At 73.0% G+C, this 25,586-nt stretch carries 19 protein-coding genes; 13 read left to right on the top strand and 6 right to left on the bottom strand.

The window, feature by feature from the left end:
- Positions 1-156: 156 nt before the first annotated feature.
- The 6 genes from ftsZ (at position 157) to ACFTWP_RS15060 (ending at position 5,522) form a co-directional block, all read left to right on the top strand.
- Complete coding sequence (ftsZ, locus tag ACFTWP_RS15085) at positions 157-1,362, top strand: cell division protein FtsZ (protein ID WP_380264947.1); 1,206 nt, start codon at positions 157-159, stop codon at positions 1,360-1,362.
- Positions 1,363-1,373: 11 nt separating this feature from the next.
- The gene (gene pgeF / locus ACFTWP_RS15080) at positions 1,374-2,105 is read left to right on the top strand and encodes a peptidoglycan editing factor PgeF (RefSeq protein ID WP_380264946.1); all 732 of its coding nucleotides are present in this window, start codon (positions 1,374-1,376) and stop codon (positions 2,103-2,105) included.
- Positions 2,105-2,893, top strand: coding sequence for a YggS family pyridoxal phosphate-dependent enzyme (locus ACFTWP_RS15075; protein WP_380264945.1), 789 nt, complete (start codon positions 2,105-2,107; stop codon positions 2,891-2,893). The genes pgeF and ACFTWP_RS15075 overlap by 1 nt, the downstream gene beginning before the upstream one ends.
- A gap of 209 nt (positions 2,894-3,102) precedes the next feature.
- A complete protein-coding gene (locus tag ACFTWP_RS15070) occupies positions 3,103-3,705 on the top strand; it encodes a cell division protein SepF (protein ID WP_073923336.1) in 603 nt (200 codons plus the stop codon).
- Positions 3,706-3,822: 117 nt separating this feature from the next.
- The gene (locus ACFTWP_RS15065; protein ID WP_073923337.1) at positions 3,823-4,110 is read left to right on the top strand and encodes a YggT family protein; all 288 of its coding nucleotides are present in this window, start codon (positions 3,823-3,825) and stop codon (positions 4,108-4,110) included.
- 53 nt (positions 4,111-4,163) lie between these two features.
- Entirely contained in the window at positions 4,164-5,522 is a 1,359-nt protein-coding gene (locus ACFTWP_RS15060; RefSeq protein WP_380264944.1) for a DivIVA domain-containing protein, read from the top strand.
- A 572-nt stretch (positions 5,523-6,094) separates the two neighbouring features.
- On the opposite strand, the gene ileS is transcribed toward ACFTWP_RS15060, so the two are convergent.
- Positions 6,095-9,223, bottom strand: a complete 3,129-nt coding sequence (gene ileS / locus ACFTWP_RS15055) for an isoleucine--tRNA ligase (protein ID WP_380264943.1) — start codon at positions 9,221-9,223, stop codon at positions 6,095-6,097.
- Positions 9,224-9,922: 699 nt separating this feature from the next.
- On the opposite strand from ileS, the gene ACFTWP_RS15050 reads away from it, so the two are divergent.
- The 7 genes from ACFTWP_RS15050 to ACFTWP_RS15020 all read left to right on the top strand — a co-directional run bounded on the left by ACFTWP_RS15050 (position 9,923) and on the right by ACFTWP_RS15020 (position 19,639).
- Complete coding sequence (locus ACFTWP_RS15050) at positions 9,923-10,429, top strand: TraR/DksA family transcriptional regulator (protein WP_380264942.1); 507 nt, start codon at positions 9,923-9,925, stop codon at positions 10,427-10,429.
- An 84-nt stretch (positions 10,430-10,513) separates the two neighbouring features.
- Complete coding sequence (lspA, locus tag ACFTWP_RS15045; protein ID WP_380264979.1) at positions 10,514-11,320, top strand: signal peptidase II; 807 nt, start codon at positions 10,514-10,516, stop codon at positions 11,318-11,320.
- Positions 11,321-11,423: 103 nt separating this feature from the next.
- Entirely contained in the window at positions 11,424-12,362 is a 939-nt protein-coding gene (locus ACFTWP_RS15040; RefSeq protein ID WP_380264941.1) for an RluA family pseudouridine synthase, read from the top strand.
- Position 12,363: 1 nt separating this feature from the next.
- Positions 12,364-12,825, top strand: coding sequence for a GNAT family N-acetyltransferase (locus ACFTWP_RS15035; protein WP_380264940.1), 462 nt, complete (start codon positions 12,364-12,366; stop codon positions 12,823-12,825).
- Positions 12,826-12,977: 152 nt separating this feature from the next.
- On the top strand, positions 12,978-15,821 hold the full coding sequence (locus tag ACFTWP_RS15030) for an alpha/beta fold hydrolase (RefSeq protein ID WP_380264939.1): 2,844 nt from the start codon (positions 12,978-12,980) through the stop codon (positions 15,819-15,821).
- Positions 15,818-16,687: an ABC transporter permease gene (locus ACFTWP_RS15025; RefSeq protein WP_380264938.1), complete on the top strand. Its 870-nt coding sequence runs from the start codon at positions 15,818-15,820 to the stop codon at positions 16,685-16,687. Before ACFTWP_RS15030 ends, ACFTWP_RS15025 begins: the two co-directional genes overlap by 4 nt.
- Positions 16,688-16,966: 279 nt before the next feature.
- Entirely contained in the window at positions 16,967-19,639 is a 2,673-nt protein-coding gene (locus ACFTWP_RS15020) for an MXAN_6230/SCO0854 family RING domain-containing protein (protein WP_380264937.1), read from the top strand.
- A 27-nt stretch (positions 19,640-19,666) separates the two neighbouring features.
- Here the strand turns inward: ACFTWP_RS15020 and ACFTWP_RS15015 are convergent, their stop codons facing one another.
- From ACFTWP_RS15015 to ACFTWP_RS14995, 5 genes are all read right to left on the bottom strand, one after another.
- Positions 19,667-20,863: an MFS transporter gene (locus tag ACFTWP_RS15015; protein WP_380264936.1), complete on the bottom strand. Its 1,197-nt coding sequence runs from the start codon at positions 20,861-20,863 to the stop codon at positions 19,667-19,669.
- A gap of 101 nt (positions 20,864-20,964) precedes the next feature.
- Entirely contained in the window at positions 20,965-21,462 is a 498-nt protein-coding gene (locus tag ACFTWP_RS15010; RefSeq protein ID WP_380264935.1) for a GNAT family N-acetyltransferase, read from the bottom strand.
- Positions 21,463-21,545: 83 nt separating this feature from the next.
- Positions 21,546-22,919 carry a DUF6271 family protein gene (locus ACFTWP_RS15005; protein WP_380264934.1) on the bottom strand — a complete coding sequence of 458 codons (1,374 nt, stop codon included), beginning with the start codon at positions 22,917-22,919 and terminating at the stop codon, positions 21,546-21,548.
- On the bottom strand, positions 22,916-23,947 hold the full coding sequence (locus tag ACFTWP_RS15000; protein ID WP_380264933.1) for a phytanoyl-CoA dioxygenase family protein: 1,032 nt from the start codon (positions 23,945-23,947) through the stop codon (positions 22,916-22,918). The genes ACFTWP_RS15005 and ACFTWP_RS15000 overlap by 4 nt, the downstream gene beginning before the upstream one ends.
- Positions 23,948-24,318: 371 nt before the next feature.
- Entirely contained in the window at positions 24,319-25,515 is a 1,197-nt protein-coding gene (locus tag ACFTWP_RS14995) for a type III PLP-dependent enzyme (protein WP_380264932.1), read from the bottom strand.
- Positions 25,516-25,586: the final 71 nt, after the last annotated feature.

Here is a 25,586-nt window from a genome sequence, read left to right as displayed (position 1 = left end):
GCAACAACCCTAAAGGTCAAGTTTAGGGTTCGGGTCGGCGGTCGGCATTTCGGACATTCAGTCAGGAACCAGGCTCCCCACCCATCGACATCCGTCGGAACGGCGCGCACCCGGGCGCCGGGCCGACCCGGAAATTCGAGGCGAGAGGCCTTCGACGTGGCAGCACCGCAGAACTACCTCGCAGTCATCAAGGTCGTCGGCATCGGCGGCGGCGGTGTCAACGCCATCAACCGGATGATCGAGGTCGGTCTCAAGGGCGTCGAGTTCATCGCGATCAACACCGATGCGCAGGCCCTCCTGATGAGCGACGCCGACGTCAAGCTCGATGTGGGCCGTGAACTCACCCGGGGCCTCGGCGCCGGCGCGAACCCCGAGGTCGGCCGCAAGGCGGCGGAGGACCACCGCGAGGAGATCGAGGAGGTCCTCAAGGGGGCCGACATGGTCTTCGTGACGGCCGGCGAGGGCGGCGGCACCGGCACCGGCGGCGCGCCCGTCGTGGCCAACATCGCCCGCTCGCTCGGCGCCCTCACCATCGGCGTCGTCACCCGCCCCTTCACCTTCGAGGGCCGCCGTCGCGCGAACCAGGCCGAGGACGGCATCGCCGGCCTGCGCGAAGAGGTCGACACCCTCATCGTCATCCCCAACGACCGGCTGCTGTCCATCTCGGACCGCCAGGTCAGCGTGCTGGACGCGTTCCGCTCCGCCGACCAGGTGCTGCTCTCCGGCGTCCAGGGCATCACCGACCTGATCACCACCCCCGGTCTGATCAACCTCGACTTCGCCGACGTCAAGTCGGTCATGTCCGAGGCCGGCTCGGCCCTCATGGGCATCGGCTCGGCCCGGGGCGAGGACCGCGCCAAGGCGGCCGCCATCATGGCGATCTCCTCGCCGCTGCTGGAGGCCTCCATCGACGGCGCGCGCGGCGTGCTGCTCTCCATCTCCGGCGGTTCCGACCTCGGCCTGTTCGAGATCAACGAGTCGGCCCAGCTGGTCAGCGAGGCCGCCCACCCCGAGGCCAACATCATCTTCGGCGCGGTCATCGACGACGCGCTCGGCGACGAGGTGCGGGTCACCGTGATCGCGGCCGGCTTCGACGGCGGGCAGCCGCCGGCGATCGTCCGCGACCCGGTGGTCAAGGCGTCCCCGGCGACCGCGCCGGCCGCCCCCGAGCGCCCGGCCACCCGGCCGTCGTACGGGAGCATCGGCTCGGTGACCCGCTCGGACGGCGAGTCCGGCTCCCGGCACTCCGACTCGCACGCCACCACGACCGCCTCGCCGGTTCCCCCGCAGGTGCAGCCGGTCCGGCAGCCCTACGTGGAGAGCCCCGCCGAGGAGCTCGATGTGCCCGACTTCCTGAAGTAGGCACAGCCCGAGTGAAGCGGTTCGACACGCGAAACGGTGCTCACTTCGCCTTCACCGACCGGTGGGGCGGGGTGAGCATTTCGCCGTACGGGGAGCTGAACCTCGGCGGTGCGGTGGGGGACGACCCGGCCGCGGTCCGGGAGAACCGGCGGCTGGCGGCCCGCTCGCTGGGTCTCGACCCGGCGGACGTGGTCTGGATGAACCAGGTGCACGGCGCGGACGTGGCCGTGGTGACGGAGCGGCAGCCGCAGGGCTCGGCCCCGACGGTGGACGCGGTGGTCACCGACCGCCCGCTCGCCCTCGCGGTGCTGACCGCGGACTGCACGCCCGTCCTGCTGGCGGACCCGGTGGCGGGCGTGACCGGCGCGGCGCACGCCGGCCGGCCGGGCCTGGCCGCCGGCGTGGTGCCGGCGGTGGTCCGCGCGATGGTGGAGCTCGGCGCCCGTCCGGAGCGGATCACGGCGGCCACCGGCCCCGCGGTCTGCGGGCGGTGCTACGAGGTGCCCGACGCGCTCCGGGCGGAGGTGAGCACCCTGGTGCCGGCGGCGTACGCGCGGACCTCCTGGGGGACCCCGGCGCTGGACGTCCCGGCGGGAGTCGCGGCCCAACTGGCCGATGCGGGAGTCACCGAGTTGGTGCGATCATCTGACTGCACCCTCGAATCCGCCGATCACTTCTCCTATCGCCGCGAGCAGCGCACCGGTCGGCTCGCGAGCTACGTCTGGTTGGGCTCTGAACTCTGATGACGAACGACATCTACGGTCCGTTCCCGGGCGGACCCGCCTTCCTCGCTGCCCTGACCGACGGTCAGCGGGCACGCCTCGAACAGCTCGGGGCCAACCTCGACGTGGTGGAGCGCCGGATCGCGGCGGCCTGCCAGGCTGCCGGGCGCTCGCGCGACGAGGTCACCCTGATCGTCGTGACCAAGACCTACCCCGCCGAGGACAGCGCACTCCTGGCCGGACTCGGCGTCACCGACGTGGCGGAGAACCGCGACCAGGACGCCGCCCCCAAGGCCGAGCTGTGTGCGAACCTTCCGCTCGACTGGCACTTCGTCGGTCAGCTCCAGACCAACAAGGTCCGCTCGGTCGTCCGGTACGCGAACCGGGTGCACTCGGTGGACCGGCTGCGGCTGGTCGACTCGCTCTCGGCGGCCGTGCTCAAGGCCGAGCGGCCCGAGCTCGGCTGCCTGGTCCAGGTCGCCCTGGAGAAGGAGGCCGGTCTGGGGCAGGGGCGGGCCGGGGTGGCGCCGTCGGAGGTCGCCGAGCTGGCCGACGCGATCGCCGCCGCCCCCGGGCTGCGGCTCGACGGGGTGATGACGGTGGCTCCGCTGGTGGGGCCGCTGACCGGCGATCCCGCCGCCGCCTTCGCGCGGCTGGCGGAAATCTCAACCGCCGTACGGGCGAGCCATCCTGCTGCCACCATGGTTTCCGCGGGAATGAGCGGGGACCTCGAGCAGGCCGTGGCCGCCGGAGCGACACATGTGCGCGTCGGAACGGCGGTACTCGGAGTGCGGTCACCCCTCGGGTAACGTCACCGGGTAGTAGATCAGACTGCAGGACAAAACAGGACAGAACCTAGCAGCTTTCCTGAGCGCTAGCTAACCGTGGATCGCAACTTCACGACTCCCACGAGCCCGCCCGGACGACTCGTCCGGCGGGCCCTCGCGGGTCGCGGAATCCGCAGGCGAAGGCCGCCGGTGACGGAGCCGATCCACCACAGAGCGGAGGAGACAGGAGAATGGCCGGCGCAATGCGCAAGATGGCGGTCTACCTCGGCCTCGTGGAGGACGAGACGTACGACGGCCAGGGGTACGACCCCGACGACGACTACGACGCGGACCCCGAGCCGATCCGCACCGGGCGGACGGAGGACATCCCCCGCCCCGCGGCCGCGCAGCCCGCCCCGGTCGCGCAGATCGCACCGCAGCCCGTTCCCGCCGCGGTCCCGATCCGGCAGGAGACCCCGAGGATGGCCCCAGTGTCGTCCATCACACCCGAACGCCGCCACAACCTGGAGAAGAGCGCCCCGGTGATCATGCCCAAGGTCGTGAACGAACGAGAGCCGTACCGCATCACGACGTTGCACCCCAGGACCTACAACGAGGCCCGTACCATCGGGGAACAGTTCCGTGGCGGGACTCCTGTGATCATGAATTTGACCGAGATGGACGACACCGACGCGAAGCGCCTCGTAGACTTCGCCGCTGGACTCGTCTTCGGTCTGCACGGCAGTATCGAGCGCGTGACGCAGAAGGTGTTCCTCCTGTCGCCTGCTAACGTCGATGTCACGGCGGAGGACAAGGCCCGTATCGCCGAGGGTGGGTTCTTCAACCAGAGCTGACCCGGCCACGACTGTATGTGTGGATCTGATCGACAGTGAGTTAGCGACAGTTCAGCAAGTGACAAGCCGGACCGTTGAGCAAGCGAAGCGCCGAATGGCCAGGGAGAGGGATTCTCGATGGGGATCGTGGGGGCAGTGCTCGGTTATGCACTGACCGTCTTCCTGGTGTTCCTGCTCTTCCGGCTGGTCATGGACTGGGTCTTCCAGTTCGCACGTTCGTGGCAGCCCGGCAAGGCCATGGTCCTCGTCCTGGAGGCCACGTACACTGTCACGGATCCGCCGCTCAAGCTTCTTCGGCGGTTCATCCCGCCGTTGCGTCTCGGGGGCGTGGCGCTCGACCTGTCCTTCTTCGTACTGATGATCATTGTGTATGTCCTGATCTCGCTCGTGCAGCGCCTGTCGTAGGTGAGCGATGCGACAGGATGCCGGTGTGCCGACGATCACGTTGAGGTGAAGAGATGCCATTGACCCCCGAGGACGTTCGGAACAAGCAGTTCACGACCGTCCGCCTGCGCGAAGGCTATGACGAGGACGAGGTCGATGCCTTCCTCGACGAGGTCGAAGCCGAGCTGACCAAGCTGCTCCGCGAGAACGAGGACCTGCGCGCCAAGCTGGCCGCCGCGACTCGTGCCGCCGCGCAGAACCAGGCCAACATGCGCAAGGAGCCGCAGCAGGACTCGCGGCCCGGCGCCCCCGTTCCCGCGGCCATATCCGGCCCGCCGGTGCCCGGGCAGCAGGGCCCCGGCCAGTCCATGGGCGGCCCGATGGGCCAGCAGCAGATGGGCGGCCCCCAGCAGCAGATGGGCCAGCCCCAGCAGCAGCAGATGGGCAACCAGCCGCTGGGCCTGCCCTCCGGCGCCCCGCAGCTGCCCTCCGGCCAGGGCGGCCCCATGCAGCAGCAGATGGGCCAGCAGCAGATGGGCCAGACCATGGGCGGCCAGCAGCAGCTGGTCCAGCCGATGGGCGGTCAGATGCTGCAGCCGATGGGCCAGCAGGTGCCCGGCCAGCAGATGGGCCAGCAGCAGCACGGCCAGCAGCAGATGGGCCAGCTCCAGCCGATGGGCGGCCCGATGGGCGGTCCGATGGGTCAGCCGCAGCAGATGGGCGGCCCCATGGGCGGCCCGATGCAGCAGCAGCAGGCTCCCGGCGGCGACAGTGCGGCCCGCGTGCTCGCACTCGCCCAGCAGACCGCCGACCAGGCGATCTCCGAGGCCCGTTCCGAGGCCAACAAGATCGTCGGCGAGGCGCGCAGCCGGGCCGAGGGCCTGGAGCGCGACGCCCGCGCCAAGGCCGACGCCCTGGAGCGGGACGCGCAGGAGAAGCACCGCGTCGCGATGGGCTCCCTGGAGTCCGCGCGGGCCACGCTGGAGCGCAAGGTCGAGGACCTCCGCGCCTTCGAGCGTGAGTACCGCACGCGACTGAAGTCGTACCTGGAGACCCAGCTGCGCCAGCTGGAGTCGCAGGCCGACGACTCGCTCGCCCCGCCGCGCATCCCGGCCACCGCCTCGCTGCCGCCGGCCGCGTCGTCGATGGCTCCGGCCGGTGCCTCGGCGATGAGCAGCGGTCAGCCCTCCTTCGGTGGCGGCCAGCAGTCCTTCGGCGGCGGCCCGTCGTTCGGCGGGCAGAGCTCCTTCGGCGGCGGCAGCCAGCCCTCCTTCGGGAACGGCCAGGCGTCCGGCGGATCGGGTGCACCGCAGATGGCCCCGGCCGGGATGACCCAGCCGATGGCCGCGGTCCGTCCGCAGCCTCCGCAGCCGATGCAGCAGGCGCCGGCGCCGATGCGGGGCTTCCTGATCGACGAGGACGGCGACAACTGAGGTTGTCCTGCTAGGCGGTAGTGGTTGGCGCTCCCCCTGTGGCTTCGGCTGCGGGGGGAGCGCTTTTTTGCGCCGAAGCGCGGGGTTGCGCGGGGTTGCGCGGGGCGCGCGGGTTGTGGGGGTTCTCGGGAGGGTGGGTGCCGGGGGCGGCTCCCGGGGTGGGTGCTCCGGGGGGCTGCACGATTATCCGACTGCCGACTCTCGTGTGCGGGGTGCTCGCCGTTGGCAGTCGGATAATCGCGCACCACGCCCCCCTCCGCACCCACCCCGTCCGCCACCCCCTCCCGCAGCCCGTCCCTCGGGTGGGGGGTGGGGGGAGGGGGTGGGGAGGGGGAGGGCGGGTGGTGGGGGAGGGAGGGGGTCAGGGGTCGGGGGTCTGGGGGCGGGTGTCGGGGACGGCGAAGCGGGCGCCGCCCGGGGGGGGGGGGGGGCCGCGTGGTGGGGGGGGGGGTGGGGTGACGCCCTGGGGAGGTGGGAAGTCAAGCCCCCGGTTTAGTAGGGGGGGGGGCCCCGCCCCCCCCCCCCCCCCGGGGGGGGGGGGGGGGGCCGGCTTGGTGGGGGGCTGGCTGGGGTCAGGCCTTGCGGAGGTGGAAGGTCAGGCCCAGGGTTTCGTCGGTGAAGGGGGCGGACTCCCAGTCGGCTGCGCCGGGGGCGAAGTCGAGGGCGAGGACCTCGTCGGCGACCAGGGTGGTGTGTTCGGTGATGGCCTCGGCGGTCTCGTCGTTGGTGGTGTTCCAGCGCAGGATGATGCGGTCGGCGACGTCGAGGCCGGAGTTCTTGCGGGCCTCCTGGATCTGGCGGATGGCGTCGCGGGCGACGCCGAGGCGCTTGAGCTCCGGGGTGATGTGGAGGTCGAGGGCGACGGTGGCGCCGGACTCGTTGGCGACGGCCCAGCCCTCGCGCGGGGTCTCGGTGATGACGACCTCGTCGGGGGTGAGGGTGACGGGCTCGCCGTTCAGGTCGACGGTGGCGGTGCCGGTGCTGCGCAGGTCGGCGGCGAGGGCCGCCGCGTCGGCTGCGGCGACGGCCTTGGCGACGTCCTGGACGCCCTTGCCGAAGCGCTTGCCGAGGGCCCGGAAGTTGGCCTTGGCGGTGGTGTCGACCAGGGAGCCGCCGACGGCCGCGAGGGATTCGAGGGCCGTGACGTTGAGTTCCTCGGCGATCTGGGCGCGCAGGTCGGTGGGGAGTTCGTCCCAGCCCTGGGCGGCGATCAGGGCGCGGGAGAGCGGCTGGCGGGTCTTGACGCCGGACTCCGCGCGGGTGGCGCGGCCGAGCTCGACCAGGCGGCGGACCAGGGCCATGTGGCGGGAGAGGTCGGTGTCGATCAGGGCCTCGTCGGCGGTCGGCCAGGTGGCCAGGTGGACGGAGGCCGGGGCGCCGGGGACGACCGGGACGACCAGGTCCTGCCAGACCCGCTCGGTGATGAAGGGGGTGAGCGGCGCCATCAGGCGGGTGACGGTCTCCAGGGCCTCGTGCAGGGTGGCCAGGGCCGCCTTGTCGCCCTGCCAGAAGCGGCGGCGGCCGCGGCGGACGTACCAGTTGGAGAGGTCGTCGACGAAGCCGGAGAGCAGCTTGCCGGCCCGCTGGGTGTCGTAGGCCTCCAGGGCGGCGTCGACCTCGCGGACGAGGGTGTGCAGCTCGGAGAGCACCCAGCGGTCGAGCTGCGGGCGGTCGGCGGGGGCCGGGTCGGCCCCGGACGGCGCCCAGTCGGCGGTGCGGGCGTAGAGGGCCTGGAAGGCGACGGTGTTCCAGTAGGTGAGGAGGGTCTTGCGGACCACCTCCTGGATGGTGCCGTGGCCGACCCGGCGGGCGGACCAGGGCGAGCCGCCGGCCGCCATGAACCAGCGGACGGCGTCGGCGCCGTGCTGGTCCATCAGCGGGATGGGCTGCAGGATGTTGCCCAGGTGCTTGGACATCTTCCGGCCGTCCTCGGCCAGGATGTGGCCGAGGCAGACGACGTTCTCGTAGCTGTTCTTGTCGAACACCAGCGTGCCGACGGCCATCAGCGTGTAGAACCAGCCGCGGGTCTGGTCGATCGCCTCGGAGATGAACTGCGCCGGGTAGCGCTTCTCGAAGAGCTCCTTGTTCTGGTACGGGTAGCCGTACTGGGCGAAGGGCATCGAGCCCGAGTCGTACCAGGCGTCGATCACCTCGGGGACGCGGGTCGAGGTGCCGCCGCACTCGCGGCAGTCGAAGGTGACGTCGTCGATGTACGGGCGGTGCGGGTCGAGGCCGCTCTGGTCGGTGCCGGTGAGCTCGGAGAGCTCGGCGAGCGAGCCGACGCAGGTGAGGTGGTTCTCCTCGCAGCGCCAGATCGGCAGCGGCGTGCCCCAGTACCGGTTGCGGGAGAGCGCCCAGTCGATGTTGTTGTTCAGCCAGTCGCCGAAGCGGCCGTGCTTCACGTTCTCCGGGAACCAGTTGGTGGCCTCGTTCTCGCGGATCAGCGCGTCCTTGACGGCGGTGGTCCGGATGTACCAGGACGGCTGCGCGTAGTACAGCAGCGCGGTGTGGCAGCGCCAGCAGTGCGGGTAGCTGTGCTCGTACGGGAGGTGACGGAAGAGCAGGCCGCGCTCCTGGAGGTCCTTGACCAGCGCCTCGTCGGCCTTCTTGAAGAAGATGCCGCCGACCAGCGGGACCTCGGGCGAGAAGGTGCCGTCCGCGAGGACGGGGTTGACCACCGGCAGGCCGTACCTGCGGCAGGTCGCGAGGTCGTCCGCGCCGAAGGCGGGGGACTGGTGGACGATGCCGGTGCCGTCCTCGGTGGTGACGTAGTCGGCGTTGAGGACGTAGTGCGCGTCCTCGATCTCGACCAGGTCGAAGGGCCGGCGGTACGCCCAGCGCTCCATCTCGGCGCCGGTGAACCGCTCGCCGGTGGCCTCCCAGCCCTCGCCGAGGGACTTGGCGAGGAGGGGCTCGGCGACGACGAGCTGCTCGGTGCCGTCGGTGGCGACGACGTAGGTGACGTCCGGGTGGACGGCGGCGGCGGTGTTGGAGACCAGCGTCCACGGCGTGGTCGTCCAGACCAGCAGCGCGGCGCGGCCGGCCAGCGGGCCGGAGGTCAGCGGGAAGCGCACGAAGACCGACGGGTCGACGACGGTCTCGTAGCCCTGCGCCAGCTCGTGGTCGGACAGGCCGGTGCCGCAGCGCGGGCACCAGGGGGCGACGCGGTGGTCCTGGACGAGCAGGCCCTTGTCGAAGATCTGCTTGAGCGACCACCAGACGGACTGGACGTAGGACGGGTCCATCGTCCGGTACGCCTCGTCGAGGTCGACCCAGTAGCCCATCCGGGTGGTGAGCTCGGTGAAGGCGTCGGTGTGCCGGGTCACGGACTCGCGGCACTTCGCGTTGAACTCGGCGATGCCGTAGCGCTCGATGTCCTGCTTGCCGGAGAAGCCCAGCTCCTTCTCGACGGCGAGCTCGACCGGGAGGCCGTGGCAGTCCCAGCCGGCCTTGCGGGCGACGTGGTAGCCCTTCATCGTCCGGTACCGGGGGAAGACGTCCTTGAAGACGCGGGCCTCGATGTGGTGGGCGCCGGGCATGCCGTTGGCGGTCGGCGGGCCCTCGTAGAACACCCACTCGGGGCGGCCCTCGGACTGCTCCAGGCTCTGCCGGAAGACCTTGTTGTCCTGCCAGAAGCTCAGGATCTGATGTTCGAGCGCGGGGAGGTCCACCTGGGCGGGGACGGGGTTGTAGCTGGTCATCGCGGTTCTCTGCCTCCGGCGGATACGTGGGCCTGATCCGACGGAGGGACGAGACGGCGTGCCGTCCCGCGGTACCACCCTCCTTGGCCGCGATGGTGCCTGCGGCCCTCTTGTTTGGGCTTGCTGCCGGGTCTAGTAGGCCGGTGGGCCGTTCTTCCGGCGGCTCCGGGGTGATCTTCCCGCCGTGCACACCCCCGGGCTCGCACCGTCCCCGGGTCGCTGGTGGCTGCGTACGTCGGTACTCGTCCCATCTGCGCCTTGCAGGCCCAGTGTATCGGCCCCGGCAAGTCGGTTTGGTACCGCGCGCCCGCGGCCCGACGGTCGCGGGAACACCCGTGCGGGAGGGGGTGGGACGTGCGCGCCGGGCCCGGGTGCCGGCCGCCTGCGGTGCAGGTCGGTGGGGTGGGCGTGATTAGCCGATGACGATCTGGGCACAAGTTGGTCAGCGCGGGGGCGGGTGCGGTCGAGCGGAGGTGGTGTCGGGCGGCTGGCCGGGTGGGATCGGCAGGTCGTTTCGGTATGTCACGTTGTGACCGGATTTGATGGGGATTATCGTTCCGGCACTGGAGGCCGCCGGGAACCGGCGGCTCGATTCATTCGTAGATGGGGTCGAAAGCCATGGCTGAGAAGGCAACCGTCGCGAGCACCGCAACCAAGCGGGCCCGCAAGGCCGTGGCAGGCGAACCAGGGGAGGGGACCGTGACCACTGCACGGCACAAGACCAGCACCGGGCGCGTCGCAGCGCCGAGCCGTACCCGCACGCCCGTGGCCAGCGGGGCCAGGGCGGGCGCCGGGGCGGAGTCGGTCGACCCGGCCGAGCTGCCCGTACGCACCGGTGAGGACCCCTGGACCTCCGTGGAGGTCGCCGAACTGCACGCCGAGCTGATCAGCGATCTGGAGCGCCTGCAGGCCGAGATCGACGCCTCCGAGGCCGCGATCACCGGCCTGATGCGCGACTCCAACGACGGCGCCGGCGACGACCAGGTGGACGCCGGCACCAAGAACATCTCCCGCGAGAGCGAGCTGGCCCTCGCCAACAACGCCCGGGACAGCCTGGCCCAGACCGAGCGCGCGCTGGCCCGGCTGGAGGGCGTCGGCTTCGGCGTCTGCGAGTCCTGTGGCCAGGCGATCGGGAAGGCCCGGATGCAGGCCTTCCCGCGGGCCACGCTCTGCGTCACGTGCAAGGCGAAGCAGGAACGGCGGTAGCCGGGGCGCCGAACGGGGCCGGGCTTGCCGTACGCTCGACCCCGTAACGTCGGCCCTCCCCCAGCCTCCGGCCGGGGGGACCTCATTGCGGCAGCGGAGCGGATCATCAGTACGTCAGGTTCCCCCAAGACACGGGACGACTCCGTCCCGACCACTGCCGCCCCGGCGCAGACCCCCGACGCAGGTGCGGAGGGCGCCGCGGAGGCCGTGCAGAGCGCGAGGACGGCGATCGTGGTCGAGCCCGATCCGTCGGCGACCCCCGCGGCACCCGCCGAGGCCCCGGCCACCGGCGCCACCGGCGTCGCCCGCCGCCGCCGGATCGGCGTCCTGCTGGTCGTCGCGCTGCTCGCCTACCTGATCGACCTGGGCAGCAAGCTGCTGGTGGTCGCCAGGCTGGAGGGCCACTCGCCGATCGCGGTGCTCGGTGACGTGGTCACCCTCCAGGTGATCCGCAACGGCGGGGCCGCCTTCGGGATGGGCCAGGCGATGACCATCGTCTTCACCATGATCGCGACGGCCGTGATCGTGGTGATCTGGCGGATCGCCCGGCGCCTCTACAGCCTGCCCTGGGCCGTCGCCCTCGGGATGCTGCTCGGCGGGGCCCTCGGCAACCTGACCGACCGCCTCTTCCGCTCGCCGGAGGTGTTCCGCGGCCACGTCGTGGACTTCATCTCCGTCCAGCACTTCGCCGTCTTCAACCTGGCCGACTCCGCGATCGTCTGCGGCGGCATCCTGGTGGTGCTGCTCTCGTTCCGCGGCAGCAACCCGGACGGGACCACCCACCACGCCGCCGCCGGCAAGGCGGAGCCCGGCGCCGACGCGAACGGCGGGGCGGCCGGGGATCCCGGCTCCGAGCAGGACGTCCGGGGAGCCGGCCGGGACGCCGAGTAGCGGGACGCTGACCACCGCCCCGGCACGGCCCGCGCGGCCGGGCCGGGGCGCCCGCGGGGCCGTCGAGTGAGGAGCGCCCCCGCAGTCCGGCATACTCGTACGGGTGAGTACCGCAGCGCAGACCCGCAGCCTCCCCGTTCCCGACGGCCTGGAGGGCGAGCGACTCGACGCCGCCCTCGCCCGGATGTTCGGCTTCTCCCGGACGAAGGCCGCCGAGCTGGCCGCCGACGGCAAGGTGACCATCGACGGGGCGACGGCCGGCAAGTCCGACCGGGTGATGGCCGGATCCTGGCTGGAGGTCGAGATCCCCGCCCCCGCCGCGCCCGTGCAGATCGTCGCCGAGCACGTCGAGGGCATGCGGATCGTCCACGACGACGACGACATCGTGCTCGTCGACAAGCCGGTCGGCGTCGCCGCCCACCCCAGCCCCGGCTGGACCGGCACCACCGTGATCGGCGGCCTGGCCGCCGCCGGCTACCGCATCTCCACCTCCGGCGCCGCCGAGCGCCAGGGCGTCGTGCACCGCCTCGACGTCGGCACCTCGGGCCTGATGGTGGTCGCCAAGTCGGAGCGCGCGTACACCGACCTCAAGCGGCAGTTCCACGACCGCGTGGTGGAGAAGAAGTACAACACCCTCGTCCAGGGCCACCCGGACCCGATGAGCGGCACCGTCGACGCCCCGATCGGCCGCCACCCCAGCTCGGACTGGAAGTGGGCCGTCACCCAGGCCGGCAAGCCGTCCGTCACGCACTACGACCTGATCGAGGCCTACCGCGCCGCCTCGCTGCTGGACATCAAGCTGGAGACCGGCCGCACCCACCAGATCCGGGTGCACATGTCCGCACTGCGCCACCCCTGCGTCGGCGACCTGACCTACGGCGCCGACCCGACGCTCGCCAAGCGCCTCGGGCTGACCCGGCAGTGGCTGCACGCGGTCTCGCTCGGCTTCGAGCACCCCGCCAACGGCGAGTGGGTGCAGTTCGACAGCGAGTACCCGGCGGACCTGAAGAAGGCCCTCGACATCATCTCCTCGGAGAGCTGAGATGGCCGCGGACATCCGGATCGCCACCGGCGCGGACGACCTGGCCCTGGTGCACGCCGTGCGGCGCGAGGTCTTCATCGTCGAGCAGCAGATCTCCGAGGACGAGGAGTGGGACGACCTCGACGCCACCTCCGAGCACCTGCTCGCGGTGGGCGCCGACGGCACCGCGCTGGGCACCGCCCGCCTGATCCACGGCGAGCAGGCGCTGAAGGTCACCGGCGGCGTGCCCGGCCGGGTACTGCTCGGACGGCTCGCGGTGCTCAAGGCGGCGCGCGGCACCGGTCTGGGCGCGGCCCTGGTACGGGCCGTCGAGGACGCCGGCCGGGCCCGCGGCGCCACCGGGCTGGAGCTGCACGCCCAGGTCCAGGCCCTCGGCTTCTACGAGCGCCTCGGCTACACCGCCGAGGGCCCGGAGTACCTGGACGCGGGCATCCCGCACCGCACGATGACCCGGGTGCTGTAGACCGGAGGGTGTTGGGAACCCGGCCCGGGCGGCGCTGCCGCCCGGGCCGGTCGCACGCCGTCGCCCGCCCGGTCGTGCGAGCGGATCCGGGGACGGGTGTCCCGTCCGCCTTTACGGCTTCCCTACCCGAGGCGCCCATAGGATCGCTGTCCATGGAGTTCGGTGGGGCATGGCGCCGGTGGCGCGGGCGCGGGACGTTCACGGCTCGACGGGTGGCGGCCGCCTCACTGGCGGTGGTCGCGCTGGCCGGAGCGGGTACCTGGACGGCGGTCGCGGCGGGCGGCGAGGCCACCGTCCGCCAGGAGGACCACGTCCTGCAGATGCCCGAGACGCCGGGCAGCGCCCAGACCGTCGCCCTGGACACCTCGTACTTCACCACCGGGACCAGCCCGCGCCCGGCCGTCCTGCTGGCCCACGGCTTCGGTGGCAGCAAGGAGGGCGAACGGGCTCGCGCCCAGCAGCTCGCCCGCTCCGGCTACGCCGTGCTCACCTGGTCGGCCCGCGGGTTCGGCCACTCCGGCGGCCGGATCGGCCTCAACGCGCCCGAGCGTGAGATCGAGGACGTCAAGCACCTGGTCGACTGGCTCGGCACCCGCCCCGAAGTCCGGCTGGACGCGCCCGGCGACCCCCGGGTGGGCATCACCGGGGCCTCCTACGGCGGCGCGGCCGCCCTGCTCGGATCGGCCTACGATCCGCGGATCGACGCGGTGGCCAGCCAGATCACCTGGTGGAACCTGGCCGATTCACTCTTCCCGCAGGGAAGCAGGGAGCAGAGCCCCCAGGGAGGTAGCCCCCAGGGGAGCACCGACCAGGGCCCGGAGGCGGCGGCCGGCTCCGGCGCCGTGGACGGGGTGTTCAAGAAGCTCTGGGCCGGAATCTTCTTCACCACCGGTTCGGCCGGTGACCTGGCCGACGCCCAGGGCGGCAAGGCCGGGCCGAATCCGGCCCCGGAGGGGACGGTCGGCTGCGGCCGGTTCCTGGACGAGCTCTGCGCGATGTACGACCGGGTCGCCACCACCGGGCACGCCGACCCGCAGGCCGTCGCGCTGCTCGACCGCTCCAGCCCGTCCTCGGTGGCCGCGCGGCTCAAGGCGCCGACCCTGGTCGTCCAGGGGCAGCAGGACTCGCTCTTCCCGCTCGACCAGGGCGACGCCATCGCCGGGGCGGTGGCCGACAACGGCGCACCGGTGGCGGTGGACTGGTTCGCCGGCGGCCACGACGGGGGCACCGAGAGCAGCGAGCGCGTCGACGCCCGGGTGGACGGCTGGTTCGACCACTATCTGAAGGGCGCCGGGAACGACGTCGGCCCCGCGTTCCGGGTCACCCGTACCGGCGGCGTCGACTCCACCGGATTCCAGGCCGTGCTGCGCGGCGCCACCGCCGACGCCTACCCGGGGCTGACCGGCACCGCCTCCCGTACGGTCGAACTCACCGGCGCCGAACAGGCCTTCGCCAACCCGCCGGGCGGCGCCCCGCCGAACATCTCCACGCTGCCCGGTATCGGCGCGCTGTCCCAGGCCGCCTCGCTGGGCGGCGGCATCTCGCTGGACTTCCCCGGGCAGAACGCGGCCTTCGACTCCGCGCCGCTGGGCAGCGACCTGCACCTGACCGGGCAGCCGACCGTGTCGGTGCGCGTCGGCGCCGACCGGCCCGAGGCCGTGCTGTTCGCCAAGCTGTACGACGTCGGCCCGGACGGGAAGCAGAGCCTGCCGCAGCAGCTGGTCGCCCCGCTGCGGGTCACCGGCGCGGACACCCCCGGCGGCCGGACCGTGCAGGTCGCGCTGCCCGCCGTCGACCACGACTTCCCCGCCGGGCACCGGCTGCGGCTGGTGCTCGCCAGCACCGACCTGGCGTACGCCTCCCCGGCCGAACCCGCCACCTACCGGGTGGCGGTGGCGAGCCCGGTGAACCTGCCGACGGACGAGGCGCTCACCACCGAGGCCGCGCCGCTGCCGGCCCGCACCTGGCTGCTGCCGCTGGTCGCGGTCGGCCTCGCCGCCCTGCTGCTGCTCGGCCGGCGCGGGGTGCGGCGGCGCGGGCAGCGCAGCGCCCCCGATCCGGCGCTGGCCGACGTGCCGCTGCAGATCACCGGCCTGAGCAAGCGGTACAAGGGTGCCGCCGACCGGTACGCCGTCCGCGATCTGGGGTTCCGGGTGGAGCAGGGCCAGGTGCTGGGCCTGCTCGGCCCGAACGGCGCCGGCAAGACCACCACGCTGCGGATGCTGATGGGCCTGATCCGACCCGACGAGGGCGAGATCCGGATCTTCGGGCACGCCGTCCGGGCCGGCGCCCCCGTGCTCTCCCGGGTCGGCTCCTTCGTCGAGGGCGCCGGCTTCCTGCCGCACCTCACCGGCCGGGCCAACCTCCAGCTGTACTGGCAGGCCACCGGTCGTCCCGCCGAGGACTCCCACCTGGACGAGGCCCTGGTCATCGCCGACCTCGGCGAGGCCCTGGACCGGGCCGTGCGCACCTACTCCCAGGGCATGCGCCAGCGCCTGGCCATCGCCCAGGCCATGCTGGGCCTGCCCGACCTGCTGATCCTGGACGAGCCCACCAACGGGCTCGACCCGCCGCAGATCCGGGAGATGCGCGAGGTGATGATCCGCTACGCGGCCGCCGGACGCACCGTGATCGTCTCCAGCCACCTGCTCTCCGAGGTCGAGCAGTCCTGCACCCACCTCGTGGTGATGGACCACGGCCGGCTGGTCAGCGCGGGCGACGTGGCCGAGATCGTCGGCGCGGGCGAGCTGCTGCTGATCGGCACGCCGCCCGAGTACGGGCCGGACGAGCTGGCGATCGCCGCCGACAAGACGGCGGCGCTGGCCGGCGTCGGCTCCGTCGACGTGGTCGAGGGCGGTCTGCTGGTGCACCTCGACGGCATGACGGCCGGCCGGCTGGTCGCCGAACTCGTCCGCCTCGGTGTCCCGGTGGAGCGCGCGGGTCCGCACCGCCGCCTGGAGGACGCCTTCCTCTCCCTGATCGGAGGCTCCGCATGAGCACCGTCGAGACACGGGAGGCGGCGCCCGACCACGCCGCCGGCTACCGGGCCGGCCGCACCCTGCCGCTGCGGGTCGAGGCGATGCGCCAACTGCGCCGGCGCCGCACGATGGTGATCGGCGGGGTGCTGGCGGCGATGCCGTTCGTGATCCTGCTGGCGTTCCAGATCGGCGGCACCCCGGACCGCGCCGACCGGACCACCTTCATCGAGCTCGCCACCGCCTCCGGCCTCAACTTCGCCACCACCATGCTGTTCATGGGCACCGGGTTCCTGCTGGTGATCCCGGTGGCCCTGTTCTGCGGGGACACCGTGGCGTCCGAGGCGAGCTGGTCCTCGCTGCGCTACCTGCTGGCCGCGCCCGTCCCGCGGGCCCGGCTGCTGGCCCGCAAGTTCGCGGTCGGGCTGGCCTTCTCGGCCGCCTCCATCGTGCTGCTGCCGCTGATCGGCCTGGCGGTCGGGACGGCCGCCTACGGCTGGGGGGACCTGCGACTGCCGGCCGGCATCAGCCTGCCCGCCGACGTCGCGCTGCCCCGGCTGGCGATCGCCGTCGCCTTCGTCTTCCTCGCCGAACTCGTCATCGCCGCCCTGGCGTTCTGGCTCTCCACGGCCACCGACGCGCCGCTCGGCGCGGTCGGCGGCGCCGTCTTCGCCTCGATCATCACGGGTGTCCTGGACGCCGTCACGGCCCTGGGCGGGCTGCGGGAGTGGCTGCCCGCGCACTGGCAGTACGCCTGGGCGGACGCCCTGCAGCCGCAACTCGAGTGGGGCGGGATGCTGCAGGGCGTCTCGCTCTCCGTCTCGTACGCGATCGTGCTGCTGGCCCTGGCCTTCCGGGGATTCGCCCGCAAGGACGTCGTCTCCTGACGGAGCGGAGGGGGCGGCTGTACGGCGGGCAGTGGGCGGCGCACGGCGGGCGGCGGGCGGGGGTGTGAGCGGCGGGGGTCTGAGCCGTCGAGGGTGTGAGCGGGCGGGAGGGCGAGCGGGCCGCCGTTAATTCGGTGGCCCGCCGGGTGGGCCCCCGCTAGTGTTCCCGGTGCGGGCGGCTCCGCGGCGTGCTTCCTTCTCACTCACCCTGACAACGAACCAGCGTGCCCCCTCTCCGCCCCCCTTCTTCTTCTGCCTTCCTCTCCTCGGGGGACATCTTTGACCCGAGTCGCTTCGGCTGTCCTCGACGCCGACCTTGACTCATTCCTGCTCCGCCGGCACGGCGTCGTCTGCGTGCCGACCACCGACCTGCTGCCCGCCACCGACCCGTGGAACGCCGACGGCCTGCTGGCCCTGGACGCCGACCTGGTCCGCCGCGGCTATCTGCTCACCGGCCAACTCCGGTCCACCCTCGGCAGGTTGACGCCCGCCGGGCTGGCCGCCGTCGGCGGCGGGCTGCTCGCCCGGATCGACCGCCTGCTGGGCGCCGACCGCCGGCACCAGACGCTGTTCCACCGCTTCCCCGACGCGGTGCCCGACCACGCGCACCTGCTGTACTCACGCAGCATCCGGGCGTTCCTGCTCAACCAGCCCCGCCAGCCCTGCGCCCACTGCGGCCGCACCGGCGAGGAGGCCGGCATCGGCGCCCTCGCCCCCTGCGCCCACCTGCTGTGCGGCGGCTGCCACGAGGGGCTGGTGGCGGCCGGACGCGGCGGGGCGTGCCCGCTCTGCGACGCCCCGCTCGCCGAGGGGACGTACCTGGGGGAGGACAGTCGGGCCGGCCGGATGGCCGCCGAGGACTTCGGCGGGCAGCTGACCCTGCGTCCGCTGCGCCTGGCCGAGGGCGACGCCCGGACGGTCGCGCTCGCCGGGCTGGAGCGCCTGCTGGCCCGGCGCACCCCGCTCAACCCGCAGGACCGCGAGGACCTCGGGATGCTGCTCGCCCTCGCCCCCGACGACCTGGCCGAGCAGCTTCCGGAGCGGATCCCCGTCCGGGAGACCAAGGCCGTCGTCCTCGCCGCGCTGCTGCGGCGCGACCCGGGCAGGGCGCTGCCGGTGCTCGCCGAGCGGATCGACACCGCGACGGACGTGCTGCGGCTGCTCTGGGCGCGCTCCGGCGCCGAGCCGGACCTGCTCCCGGCCACCGCCCGCCGGCTGCGGCTGCACAACCTGCCGAGGCCGCTGCGCCGCGACCTGCTGGCCATCCTCGACGCCCTCCCGCTGGCCGGCCTCGCCGAGGACCTCCGCCGTCACCGGTCCGCCTGGCTGCGGGTGGGCGAACTGCTCCACCCGTACGAGTTCCGGCACCGCTACCCGAACGTCGCGGCGGCCTTCGCCCTGCTGCGCGGCACCGACCTGGACGACCACCCGGTGGGCGCCGAGTTCGCCGTGCCGCCGGCCCCGCTCACGGTGGCGCGCGGCGGCGGGCGCGCCCGGCTCGCCTTCACCGGCTTCGCCGGGCAGGTGGAGAGTCTGCTGGCGGTGGGGGACGTGCCCGGCGCCGTGCAGGTGCTGGCCCGCCGGCCGGGCGAGTTGGCCCGTCGGCTGCACCACCTGCTCCGGGTACAGGCCACCGTCGATCCCGGCGAACCGCTGTCCGAGGCCGTCCTGCGGACCGTCGCCGACGCCCTGCGCGGCGCCGCGCCTGGCCCGCTGCTCGGCGCGTACGGGCGGTTGCGGGGTGTCCGCGAGCAGGGGGAGCGGCGGTTGTACTTCCCGCGCGGAACGGTCTCGCTGGCCCATGCCCGGGCCGACCACGGCACTCTGGTTCCGGCGGAACTCAGCTCTTCGGTCTGCGAGTTGATCGAGGCCGAGCTGCTGCGGCGAAGCGCCGGCGAGCGGTACGAGCTGGCGCTGCTGGACGAGGGCCTGGCCGACCTGGTGGCGCCGTTCGCCGAGCGGGCCGCGGCCCGCACCTTGGTCGCCGTGCCGCGCGGCAGCCGCCAGCGCCTCCCGGCCGGCGAGCGCCTGCGGCTCTTCCTGCACTGGATGCAGCCCGAGGACCTCCGGGTCGACCTCGACCTGTCCGTCGCCCTGTACGACGCCGAGTGGCGGTTCACCGGATTGTGCGACTACACCGCGCTGGTGCACGGCGACCGCGCGGCCGTCCACTCCGGGGACTTCGTCTCGGCCCCGCCGCCGCACGGCGCCACCGAGTTCGTGGACCTGGACCTCGGCCGCCTGGCGGCCGGTGGCTCCCGCTACGCCGTGATGATCGTCTTCAGTTACAACGACGTCTCCTTCGAGGACCTCGATGACGCCTTCGCCGGATTCCTCCAACTGGACGCCGCCGACCGCGCGGCCGGCCCGTTCGACCCGAAGGCCGTCCGACAGCGGCTGGACCTGCTGGGGGACGCCAAGGTCTGCGTTCCGATGATCATCGACCTGGCGGACCGCCGGTACACCTGGACGGACCTCAACACCGGTGCCGACGGCGGGTTCCACAGTGTCCGGCGGTACCAGGAGGAGGTGGGCCGGCTCTCCCGCGACGTGCTCGCCCACTTCTCCCCCGGCAACCGGGCCACGCTCTGGGACCTCGCCTGCGCGACCGCCGCCGCGGGCACGGACGAGGTGCTGGTGCGCGGCCGGGACGACGCGGGCCTGCGCCGCTGGCGCCGGGGCGCGGACGAGCCGGTGGCGGCCTTCGCCGGCCGGATCCGGGCCCTGCGCGGCGGCGAGGTCGTCGACACGGGCGCCGGCGGCGCAGGCCCGCTGCTGGCCGGCCGGCGGGTGTTCGCCGCCCTGGTGGACGGCGACGTCCCCGCGCCCGAGCAGCTGTCCGGCGCCGTGTACCGGCTCTACCCGGGCCCGCTGGACGCCGCGCCGCCGGAGCTGGAACGCCTCACCGCGGGGGACTTGGTGGCGCGTTTCGGCCCCGGCGGGCCCGGCTAGGGCCGGCGCGGTCAGGCGGCCTTGAGGTCAGGCGGCCTTGACCAGGGCCGTCCAGCGGATCCGGGTGGCGCACAGCGAGACCAGCCCGGCCGAGACGGCGACGGCGCCCATGCCCCACACCAGGCTGCTGCCGTTCGCGATGAAGCCGATCAGGGCGGGACCGGCCAGCAGGCCGGTCGTCCCCGTCGCGGCCACCAGGGCCAGCGCCTCCGCGCCCTGGCGGGCCGCGGCCACGTAGACGCACGGCGTCACCGCCGCGACGCCCAGGCCCACGCAGGCGAACCCGAGCAGCGCCGGCGCCACCCCGCCGACCAGCAGCGCCGCGGCCAGCCCGGCACCGGCCAGCGCGCTCCCGGCCACCACGATCCGGCCGTCGCCCCAGCGGGCGCGCCAGCCGTCGGCGAAGATCCGGGCGAGCACCATCATCCCGGACACCACGGCGATGCCCAGCGGTGCGACCTCGGGGCCCGCCCCGGCGACGTCCTTCAGGTACAGCGAGGACCAGTCGTTCATCGCGCCCTCGGTCACGGTGCCGAACACCATGGCGAGGCCCATCCAGATCGTCACCCGGGACGGCAGGGGCAGCCCGCGGCGCTTCGCCGGCTGCGCCGGCGCCTCGGCGTCCGCCGGCTGGGCCGGCTCGTCGGCCGGCTGCTGGTCGCGGGGCAGCAGGCCCGGGTACGTCAGCCCCACGACGAGCAGCAGCAGGGCGGCGCCGGCCGTGAAGTGCACCGCCAGGGAGGAGGTGAACACGTTCACGCCGGAGGCGAGCAGGGCCGCGACCAGCGAGCCGGCGCTGAAGGTGGCGTGGAACCTGGCCATCACGGTGCGCTCGTACTCGACCTCCAGGGCGGCGCCCTGCGCGTTCATCGCGACGTTGAGGAAGCCCACGGCCACGCCGTCGAGAGCGATCACCAGCAGGGTGACGGGGTAGTTCGGCGTGCCGGCCAGCACGAGCAGGATCAGGCCGAGGACGAGGGCGGACAGCAACGACAGCCGCCGCGAGCCCAGCCGCTTCATCACGATCGGCACCAGCGGGAACGAGAGCACCGCCCCCAGCCCGCCCGCCATCAGGAGCAGGCCCACCTGGGCCTCGCTCAGGTCGAGCCGGGTCTTCAGGGCGGGCAGCCGGGAGACCCAGGTGGCGTACTGGAAGCCGAGGAAGAGGAACAGGGCGGCGATGGCCACCTGGGCTCTGCGGAAGGGATCGTGAATGCCGGACATGTGGGAATCAGCCCTACTCGTTCATTCGGTGGTGACCCGGGCAGCGGATCGCTGGTGGTTCGGAGGCCGGGGACGGACGCGGGGGCGCGGGCGGCCGCGGCCTAGAGGGCCTTGGACATGTAGACCGCCTCGGTGCCGTAGCTCACCGGGAGGCCGACCGCCGGATCGGCGACGAAGCCGAGCCGGCGCCAGAGGATGTGGCTGCGCTGGACGGCCACCATGGAGATCCGCCCGAACCCCTGCGAGCGGGCCTCCTGCTCGATCTCCCGCACGAAGTGCGGTGACAGGCCCCGGGCGCGCAGCTCCTCGGTGATCACGAAGTCGTGCGCGTGCAGGTTGTCCGACTCGAAGCCGGCGCCCTCGGCGAGGGTCAGCTCCGGGCACGCGCCGCGCGGGTAGGGCAGGGCGAGCAGGTAGCCGCCGAACTCCCCGTTGTGCTCCAGCACGAAGCAGGTGCCCGGCGATACCCGGCCCCTGGACCGCAGCACCTCGGGCCCCTCGGACAGGCCGCTCTCCGCGTAGGCCCGCGCCTCCAGCGCCACGACCTCGTCCCAGTCGTCGTCCGCCAGCCGGCGCAGCCGGATGGTGTCCTCGGCCACCGTTCGATTCCCTTCCGTCGAAGACGCGACACCGCCGGTGCGGGCGCGTGGAGTTGCCGGCTCCGCCGCCGGCCGGGCCGTGGTCAGGGCCGGTGCGGCGGCCCGGCGAGGCCGGTCGCCCGGCTCGCCGCCACCAGTGCGGCCCAGGCCTCGACCAGCAGGGCGAAGTACTCGATGTCGGCCTGGGCCTCGTCGAGCAGGCGCTCCCGCAGCGGCTCCAGGTGGTCGGCGAACTCCCGGTACTTGCCGCCCAGTTCGCGGTAGCAGCGGTCGACGACGTCCAGCCGCCGGACGTTCTCCGCGCGGTCCGCCCGGGCGCTGCGCCGGGCGAATCCGGCGATGGCGCCGGCGCGTACCCGGTGCTCCTCGTCCAGCAGCGCCGGACCGGCCGCCTCCAGGTCGAAGTAGACGGGGTGCAGGTAGAGCATCGACAGCAGGAACTTCACGAACCGCAGCTGGTAGGCGACGAAGCCGGAGCCCGTACGCCGCTCCGGGGTGTAGTAGTTGACGATGTGGCGGTTGTGCACGACCGCCGGAAGCGGGGCGTGCCGCACCACGTGCAGCAGGAAGTAGTCGCTGCCGATGGTGGCGGTCGCCGGCGGCAGCGGCACCCGCTCGTACAGCTCGCGGTCGAACCCGATGTTGCACATGTCGAGGCGCCAGATGTCGGGGACGTCCAGGACGGACCGGTCCGCGCGGAACGGCTCGGTGCCGGCGCCGACGAAGGACTCCTCCACCAGCCCCCCGATCTCCTCCGCGGACCACTCGGGCGGCGCCCACAGGCTCACCACCTCGCGGTAGATCGCCGGGTCGCGCTCCTTGATCTCGCCGACGTCGACCGACAGTTCACCCACGAAGGAGCCGCCGACCATCGACACCGGCTTGTCGCCGTGCGCCGGGTCCAGCGCGTTCTCGGTGACGCCGTCCGCCGCCTCGGCACCCGAGCGCCCGAGCGACAGCAGCTCGTGGTGGATCGGGAACACCCGTCGGCCGTCCAGGCTCTGGTAGCCGCTGTCGGAGTCCCGGCGGTGGATCGAGTCGCAGCCCAGTGCGGCGGCGAGCAGGAAGGCGCGGTTGGTGCAGGCGCCGTAGGAGACGGCGTCCGGCAGCATCAGGTCGAGCAGCAGCTCCGGGTCACGGAGCGGGTCACCGGCCGGGGCGCCGGCCGCGTCGGCGGCCCTGGCGCGCGCGATCACCTCCCGCAGGAACCCGCGCTGCCGCTCCTCGTCGAGGTGGTGCACGGTCACGTCCACCGCGCCGGGGAGGGCGTCGACGGCCTTGGCGTGGTCGGCGAAGGTGGAGGGGGCGGAGGAGTCGAGGATCAGCAGGTGCACCTCGACCCCGAACGTCGTCGCGGCGTACGCGGCCTCCTCGCCGATGTCGGCGATGGTCTCCGTGCAGGCCCGGTCGGTGGGGAGGGCCAGGCAGATCCGGCGCGGGCGGGTGGCGCTGCTCACCGGGCCGCCTCCGATCCCTGCCAGGAGGTGAGACCGAGCAGCTTCCGGCCGAGCTCGTCGAGCTCGCCGGCGCCGTACCGCAGGGACTCGTGCCGGACGGCGTCGCCCACCAGGGTGCGGTTCCAGTCCGGGGTGGCGAGGGTGGACCAGGAGTCGATCCGGGAGCGGCGCATCTCCTCGTGCTCCTCCAGGGCGGGCATCATCGAGAGGTACTGGACCGCCCGGACGCCGCTCTCGGAGATGTTGCGGGCGACCCCGTGGGCCAGCGCGCCGTTCCAGATCAGCAGGTCGCCGGCCGACAGTTCGGGCCGTACGACGGGGAACTCCTCCCGGTCGACGGCGGGCCGGATCGGGTCGCGGTCGGCCGGCTGGCCGAGCTTCCACTCGTCGAAGCGCCGGAAGAGCTCGGGGTTGCACTGGAATCCGCCGTGGTCCGGCTCGGTGTCGTTGAGCGCGATGATGCCCTGGACGCGCTGCGGCACCACGCCGAGCGTGCTGTCGATGTCCCAGTGGAGTTCGATGTCGAAGCCGGTCTCGGTGGGCTCGATCAGCGCCCGGTCGCGGTTGCGGACGTTGGGCGGGTTGAGGTTCAGCCGGTCGAGGGTGACCCAGAGCTCCTCGCAGTCCCAGACGTCGACGAAGGCGTCGTAGACCCGCCGGGTCTGGCGGTTGTCCCAGATCAGCTGATGGTGGTACGCCTCGACGAAGCCGTAGACGTGCAGGTGCCGGTCCAACTCGTCGCGGTAGGGCCGGGGTTCGTACCAGCTCTCCGGGCGCTGCGGGTCGAGCCCCTGGAACTCCCAGGCGAAGTCCAGCAGTCGCCGGGCGGACTCGGCGGGGACGGCCTCCTTGACCACGACGTAGCCGTAGGTCTGCCAGAAGGCGAGGTCCTCCTCGGACAGCACCCGCAGCGGCTGCGTCTTGCGGATGTCCCTCAGGGGTGTCTGCGCGAGGTAGGTCTCGCCGTCCGCACTGAAGTACGGGCGGTCGGACGCGGCTCGGTACAGGTAGCGGTCGGGCGTGGGCATGCGGGAACTCCAGGGACCGAATGGGTTGTCGGTGATGGTTGGTTGGTTGGTCGGTTGGTCGGTTGGTTGGTTGCGTTGGGTCGCGTCGGTCGCGTCGGTCGCGTCGGTTGCGGACCACGAGGGCCGGGTGCCGCGGCGTTCGGGCCGGAGCGGCGGAATGCGAGGCGGCGGTCGGTTGTCCTCGGCTGCCGGAATGCGGTGCGGTCGCGCGGTGCGGCCGGGAATGCCCAGGTCGGCGGGCGAGCCGGCGCACGGTGCGGTCCAGCGGTCAAATGCCCGGCCGGACAGCGGAATTCGATGTTCTTCGTCGACGGAGAATCATCCGCGCGCAGCCGGCCGACGGACGCGTATCGCGGCTCCGTCGGGGCCGGTCACGGTCGGTCTGCCGGATCCCCGGAAATCCAGCCGCACGGCAGCGGGTCGAATCCGTTGAATCCCCGGGTCGTGTAACTGGCCGCGTAGGCACCGCTGGAGAGGATCCAGACCGGATCGCCGGAGGCGACGTCCCTGGGCACCCGGACGAGGCTGTGTTCGTGGTCGTACGCGTCGTCGCTGTCGCAGCTGGGACCGGCCACCACGGCCTCGACGTACTCCGCGTCCGGATGGGTGGGAAAGACCAGCCGGTACTGCAACTCGTCCATCTCGTAGAGGCCGTTGAACTTCCCGCAGCTCAGGTAGAGCCAGTGCCGGCGCTCGCCGTCGAGCTGCTGGCGCGAGGACAGCCGGGAGACGTGTGCCCTGATCGCGCCGTGGTCGGCCACCAGGTAGCGGCCGGGTTCCATCACGAGGTCCAGCTCGGTGCCGGAGATCTCCCGCAGGCGCTCGACGCCCTCCCGGATCACGGCGAACATCTTGTCCAGCGGGGGGTCCAGCGGGTCGCCGCGCCGGTCCAGGTAGCCGAGGGCGGGCAGGCCTCCGCCGAGGTTGACGTGGTCCAGCGCGATCCCGATCCGCGCGAGCGCCACGATGACGTCGGCGATCCGCTCGAAGGCGTCCTGCCAGGCCTCGGTGGTCATCTGCTGCGAGCCGACGTGCACCGACAGGCCGGCCGGCGTCAGACCCGCCCTCCGAGCCGCCTCCAGGACGAGCACGGCGTCGGTGCCCGAGCAGCCGAACTTCCCGCTCAGGCCCCAGAGCGCGCCCTCGCCGGTGGTCGCGAGCCGGCAGAACACCCGGGAGCCCGGGGCGTGCGCGGCGATCGCCGCGACGTCCTCCAGGCTGTCGGTCGCGAAGTCCCGCACGCCCAGCCGGTACGCCTGCGCGATGCTCCGGTCGGACTTGACCGTGTTCCCGTAGTGGATCCGGTCGAGCGGTACGCCCGTGCGGACGGCCTGGGCGATCTCGTTCGGGCTCGCCGCGTCGAAGCCGGCGCCGCGCGCCGCCAGGTGGGCGAGCACCTCGTCCACCGGGCAGGCCTTCATGGCGAACCGGACGTCCACGCCCGGCAGTTCCTCGACGAGGGTGGTGTACCGCTCGCCGATGCCGGACAGGTCGTAGATGATCCCGTCTCCGGAATCGGCCGCGAGGGCGGCCGTCAGAGCCGCACTGATCGCCGGTGGCCCCGCCACCGTCACCGTCCCCGCTCCCCTCACGGCCGCACCCGACCGCTGCTCGGGGAGCCGCCCGCCGGTGGCCGCAC

This window comes from Kitasatospora sp. NPDC057015 (assembly GCF_042673745.1).
In the GTDB taxonomy this organism is placed as follows: Bacteria; Actinomycetota; Actinomycetes; order Streptomycetales; family Streptomycetaceae; genus Kitasatospora.
Note: the sequence above shows the minus strand (reverse complement) of the source record. Positions and strands in the feature narration are given on the sequence as shown.